Here is a 5,120-nt window from a genome sequence, read left to right on the forward strand (position 1 = left end):
GCGCTCGACCATGCCGGCATCGGTCCCGACGAGGTCGACGAGATCGTGCTCGGCCACTTCAACGCCGGTTTTTCGGCGCAGGATTTCACCGCCAGTCTGGTGCTTCAGGCCGACGACCGGCTGCGCTTCAAGCCGGCGACGCGTGTCGAGAACGCTTGCGCCACCGGATCGGCGGCGGTCCGCCAAGGCATCCGCGCCATCGACGCGAATGCCGCTCGCATCGTGCTGGTGGTCGGCGCGGAGCAGATGACGACGACGCCGGGGCCGGAGATCGGCAAAAACCTGCTCAAGGCGTCCTATCTGCCCGAGGACGGCGAGACACCCGCGGGTTTCGCCGGCGTCTTCGGCAAGATCGCGCAGGCCTATTTCCAGCGTTATGGCGATCAGTCGGATGCGCTGGCCATGATTGCCGCCAAGAACCACAAGAACGGCGTCGACAATCCCTATGCGCAGATGCGCAAGGATTTCGGCTATGAGTTCTGCCGCCAAGAGAGCGAGAAGAACCCCTTCGTTGCCGGTCCTCTGAAGCGCACCGACTGCTCGCTGGTCTCCGACGGCGCCGCCGCCCTTATCCTTGCCGACACCGCCACGGCACTGAAGATGCGCCGTGCCGTTGCCTTCCGCGCCAACGAACATGTGCAGGATTTCCTGCCGATGTCGAAGCGCGACATTCTGACCTTCGAAGGCTGCGAGCAGGCCTGGAACCGGGCGCTGAAATCGGCCGGCGTGACGCTCGACGATCTGTCCTTCGTCGAAACGCATGACTGCTTCACCATTGCCGAACTGATCGAGTACGAGGCGATGGGCCTTGCCAAGCCGGGAGAGGGGGCGAAGCTGGCGTTGGACGGCACAACGGCCAAGGATGGTCGCCTGCCGGTCAATCCGTCCGGCGGGCTGAAGGCCAAGGGCCATCCGATCGGCGCCACTGGCGTGTCCATGCATGTCTTGACCGCCATGCAGCTTGTCGGTGAGGCCAGCGGCATCCAGGTGCCGGGCGCAAAACTGGGCGGCATCTTCAATATGGGCGGTGCGGCGGTCGCCAACTACGTTTCCATTCTCGACCGGATCAGATAAACCGCCCGCATTTGCGGGAGGTGACATGACAAATCCGGTTCTGATCGAAGTCTTGCGCGGCGCGATCGTCGAGAGCGCGCATCGCGGCTCAGTCGCGGTCTTCGATGGCGACGGCAAGCCCGTGTGGGAGATCGGCGATACGGCCAAGCCGGTGTTTCCGCGCTCGGCGGTCAAGGCGATCCAGGCCTTGCCGTTGGTCGAAAGCGGGGCGGCGGATGCCTATGGTTTCGGCAACCGCGAACTGGCGCTCGCCTGCGCCTCCCACTCGGGCGAGCCGGCACATGTCGACCTTGCGCGATCCATGCTGGCCAAGGCTGGGCTGGACGGATCGGCGCTCGAATGCGGCACGCATTGGCCATCCAATCATGACGCCGAGATTGCGCTCGCCCGCGCCGGCGGCTCGCCGAACGCCTTGCACAACAATTGTTCCGGCAAACATTCCGGCTTCCTCTGCACCTGCGTCCACGCCGGCATTGCGCATCGCGGCTATGTCAAGCCGGGACACGGCCTGCAGGACATGGTGCGCGACGCCATGCAGTCGGTGACGGGCGCTGTCCATGGTGAGGACCAGCGTGCCATCGACGGCTGTTCGATCCCGACCTACGCGGTGCCGCTCAGGAGCTTCGCGCTCGGCTTTGCCCGCATGGCCACGACATCAGGTTTTGGCCCAGAGCGAGCCAAGGCTGCAAAGCGGCTGCTTTCCGCCTGCATGGCCGAGCCCTTCTTCGTTTCCGGCAGCGGCCGCGAAGACGTCGCGTTGATGGAGGCCGCACCAGGGCGGATTTTCACGAAGGGCGGCGCCGAAGGCGTCCATTGTGCCGCAATTCCGGAACTTGGCCTCGGCATCGCACTCAAATGCGATGATGGCGCCGGCCGCGCCGGCGAAGCCATGGTTGCCGCCGTCCTTGCCAAACTGTTGCGTGCCGACGAGGCCTTGGCGGCGAAGCTGCTCGAATTGGCAAACACGCCCATCGAAAATCGCAACGGTGCCAAAGTCGGAGCGCTGAGGCCGACGGCAACTCTCAAGTGACGTGATTGCGCTCGACGGTCAGATGCGCGTAGCCGCTACCGTTTGACGAGGCGAGATCGCCTGTCGCGGGCTCCGCCCAGCGCTGGCCGACAACCGCACCGTTCAGCGCGCCGTCGATGACATTGTCTGAAATGACGGCCGTACCGGCGCCCTCGACCACGGATACGACGATCCCGGTTCCTGCCTTGCGGATGATGTTGCCGGTGGCGACGACATTGCGCAGGTACGGGCCCCAGCCGATCTGCATGCCATAGAGTGGCGCGTTCTCGATGACATTGTTGGAAACGGTGGTGTCGGCCTCAACGCCGATGCCGACGCCAAATCCCGGCGAGTCGGCGGGGTAGGGGCCGCTGGTCGACAGATTGCGCACGATGTTGCCGGAACAGACGCCCATGCGGCCGCCTTCGTTGAAATTGACGATCGAGATGCCGTTGGCGGCGCCGTCGACGATGTTGTTGCTGATGATGGCGCCTTCGAACGAGAACTCGGAATAGATCGCCGTTTCGCCAGAGCGCGAGCAGGTGTTGCCCGATATCTGCAGGTTGCTGGCGCTGTTGGCGCGGATGGCCGAGAAGGCGCAGTCCGAGACGATGTTGCCCGAGATGACGACATTGCCGGCGCGAAAGGCATTGATGCCGTTGCCGTTCTGCCCGGTTCCGCCGCTGCGTGCCTGGATCCCTTGGACGCGGTTGCCGGTGACCATGGTGCCGTCTTCGGCCACCTGCCAGCGGTGTACGAGGATGCCGCCATTGGCGCAGTCGGAAACGGTGTTGCCCGTGATGGCCAGCCCGCCGGCTTCGACCGAATAGATGCCGGCATCGGCGGCGCCCGATATCTCACAGCGCTCGATCCGGCCGATCGCGTGTTCCAGCGCCAGCCCGTTCTTGCCGCTGCCGGTGATCTGGCAATTGTCGATGGCGAGGTGCGCGACACGGCGAAGATCGAGCAGCCCTTGCGTGTAATCGCCCATCGCACGGTTCGCACCATCGAAGACCAGTCCGCTAAGTTCGATATGGTCGGCCTGTTCGGCCATGAACAGGTGGCCGTCACCGCCGTAAACGATGCGCGTCGCGCCCGGCACGCCGGAAAGACGTACGCGGCCGGGCAGCGAAAGATTGGAGACGACATAGGTGCCGGGCGGCAGGAACACCGGCATGTCGCGGCTGTTTGCGTCACGCAGCAGTTTGGCGAAGGCCTTGCTCTGATCGTCTGATGTGCCGGGCTGCACGCCGAGTTCGGTGGCATTGATCGAGCCGCGCATCGAGGCTTTCTCGATGCCGCTCAAGCTTGCGGCTACCGCCTTGCCGAGCGCAAGGCCCATGACGGCAAAGCCGGCGGTTCCAGTCAGCAGCGTTCGTCTGTTCAACATCGGCACAGAATCCCAGCGTTCAACCTTGGCGTCGCAGGAATCGTGCCAGACGGTTTGCCTCTCCTCTGGACGGAAACGACAATGGCTTGTCGAGCAGCCTCTGCGGGCCTAAGTTCAGGAAATGAGCAGAGCTTTCACCCGCGAGGAAGACAGCGAAAATGCCATCGCCGGTGTCGGTGAGCGGCCGGTCAGCCAGCATCGCAATCTGGTGACGGAACGCGGCCTGGCGCAGATCGAGGAAAATCTGGCCGATCTGCGCGACATACTGGCGAAGGCCGAACGCAAAGCCGACCGCGAGCGCATAGCGGTCGTGTCGCGCGATCTGCGTTACTGGACCGCCCGGCGCGAAAGCGCCGAACTCTCGGTGCCGGAGCCGGGCAGTGACGTTGTGCGCTTCGGCATGGGCGTCACGATCGAGAGCGATGACGGCAAGAAGGTGCATTGGAAGATCGTCGGCGAGGACGAGGCTGATCCCACCAAGGGCAGCATTTCGCATGTTTCGCCAATGGCTGTCGCCCTGTTCGGCAAGAAGATCGGCGACTTGGCCAGCGTCAACGGCAAGGAATGGGAAATCGTCAAGCTCTCCGAGAGCTAGGACGTCTCAAATCCGCCGCACTGATTGGCGCGTCATTTGGCGAGTTTCTGAAGCCCGACCCGATATTTGTCCATGACCTCGCGCGCGGCCTTCATCTGCCGTTCGAACCTGTCGGCCACCGGTCTTAAAATGATGCCGTGATCAGTTTCGATGATCTGGAGCTGATCGCCCGATTGCAGATTCAAGCTGTCCAGCATTCCCGTGGCAAGATCAGGGCATCTGATCCGTCGTCGAGCTTGTGGATGGTCGTCTTCACGGTTACCGCACCTTGGTTGCAGTGTCAGTCTAGCACAACCTTTTCAGAGATGCAGCAGTCCTAGTCCGTGGCCAGCAGGCGGTCCAGCAGGCGATCCGCTGCCTCTGGAATGACTGTGCCCGGCGGGAAGATTTCCGCAGCGCCGGCTTGCCGCACCGCGTCATAGTCCTGCGGTGGGATGACGCCGCCGGCGACGATCAGCATGTCGCCGCGGCCGAGCTTTTTAAGCGCGTCGCGCAGTTCCGGGATCAGCGTCAAATGTCCCGCCGCCAGCGACGAGGCGCCGACGATGTGGACGTCCTGTGCGACCGCCAGCCTGGCGATCTCATCCGGTGTCTGGAACATCGCGCCGACGGTGACGTCGAAGCCGAGATCGGCGAAGGCCGTAGCGATGACCTTCTGGCCACGGTCGTGGCCGTCCTGGCCCATCTTGGCGACGAGAATGCGCGGCTTGCCGCCGGTCTTCTTCTCGAAGGCGTCAAGCTTGTCCTGCAGCCCGTCGACCACGGGATGATCGCCAAGCGCCTTGCGATAGATGCCGGAAATGGTCTGCACCGTAGCGACGTGGCGCCCAAACGCCCTTTCCAACGCGAATGAAATCTCGCCGACCGTTGCATTGGCGCGCGCGGCTCGGATGGCGAATTCCAGCAGGTTTTCATTGCCTTGCGCGGCACGGGTCAGCGCATCGAGTGCGCTTTCGACGGCGGCGACATCGCGCGTGCCCTTCAGCCGTTGCAGCTTCGACAATTGCCGGGCCCTGACCTCGGCATTGTCGATCTTCAGCACGTCGACCTCG

At 63.7% G+C, this 5,120-nt stretch carries 6 protein-coding genes; 3 read left to right on the forward strand and 3 right to left on the reverse strand.

Features of this window, described 5'->3' with window-relative positions; all coding sequences use genetic code 11:
• Together EOA22_RS23795 and EOA22_RS23800 are read left to right on the forward strand one after the other, a co-directional pair.
• The coding region (locus EOA22_RS23795) for an acetyl-CoA acetyltransferase (protein ID WP_127390257.1) at window positions 1-1,074 on the forward strand (1,074 nt) is incomplete at its 5' end.
• Window positions 1,075-1,099: 25 nt separating this feature from the next.
• Window positions 1,100-2,104: an asparaginase gene (locus EOA22_RS23800; protein WP_013532676.1), complete on the forward strand. Its 1,005-nt coding sequence runs from the start codon at window positions 1,100-1,102 to the stop codon at window positions 2,102-2,104.
• Here EOA22_RS23800 and EOA22_RS23805 read toward each other — a convergent pair.
• A complete protein-coding gene (locus EOA22_RS23805) occupies window positions 2,097-3,473 on the reverse strand; it encodes a TIGR03808 family TAT-translocated repetitive protein (protein WP_013532675.1) in 1,377 nt (458 codons plus the stop codon). The two genes, EOA22_RS23800 and EOA22_RS23805, sit on opposite strands and share 8 nt — an antisense overlap.
• Window positions 3,474-3,594: 121 nt before the next feature.
• Here EOA22_RS23805 and greA point away from each other — a divergent pair, with 121 nt between their 5' ends.
• Window positions 3,595-4,068, forward strand: a complete 474-nt coding sequence (greA, locus tag EOA22_RS23810; protein ID WP_013532674.1) for a transcription elongation factor GreA — start codon at window positions 3,595-3,597, stop codon at window positions 4,066-4,068.
• A 32-nt stretch (window positions 4,069-4,100) separates the two neighbouring features.
• Here the strand turns inward: greA and EOA22_RS23815 are convergent, their stop codons facing one another.
• Window positions 4,101-4,265, reverse strand: coding sequence for an AbrB/MazE/SpoVT family DNA-binding domain-containing protein (locus EOA22_RS23815; RefSeq protein ID WP_245459565.1), 165 nt, complete (start codon window positions 4,263-4,265; stop codon window positions 4,101-4,103).
• Window positions 4,266-4,384: 119 nt separating this feature from the next.
• Window positions 4,385-5,120: methylmalonyl-CoA mutase family protein (locus EOA22_RS23820; protein ID WP_206521325.1), on the reverse strand; the 736-nt coding region annotated here is incomplete at its 5' end.

The organism is Mesorhizobium sp. M7A.F.Ca.US.014.04.1.1 (assembly GCF_003998745.1).
Taxonomy (GTDB): Bacteria; Pseudomonadota; Alphaproteobacteria; order Rhizobiales; family Rhizobiaceae; genus Mesorhizobium; species Mesorhizobium ciceri.

Bases quoted from the DNA above. Each gene is read 5' to 3' on its own strand.
- EOA22_RS23800 (WP_013532676.1), top strand. From the start codon at position 1,100: ATGACAAATCCGGTTCTGATCGAAGTCTTGCGCGGCGCGATCGTCGAG.
- EOA22_RS23805 (WP_013532675.1), bottom strand. From the start codon at position 3,473: ATGTTGAACAGACGAACGCTGCTGACTGGAACCGCCGGCTTTGCCGTC.
- greA (WP_013532674.1), top strand. From the start codon at position 3,595: ATGAGCAGAGCTTTCACCCGCGAGGAAGACAGCGAAAATGCCATCGCC.
- EOA22_RS23815 (WP_245459565.1), bottom strand. From the start codon at position 4,265: ATGCTGGACAGCTTGAATCTGCAATCGGGCGATCAGCTCCAGATCATC.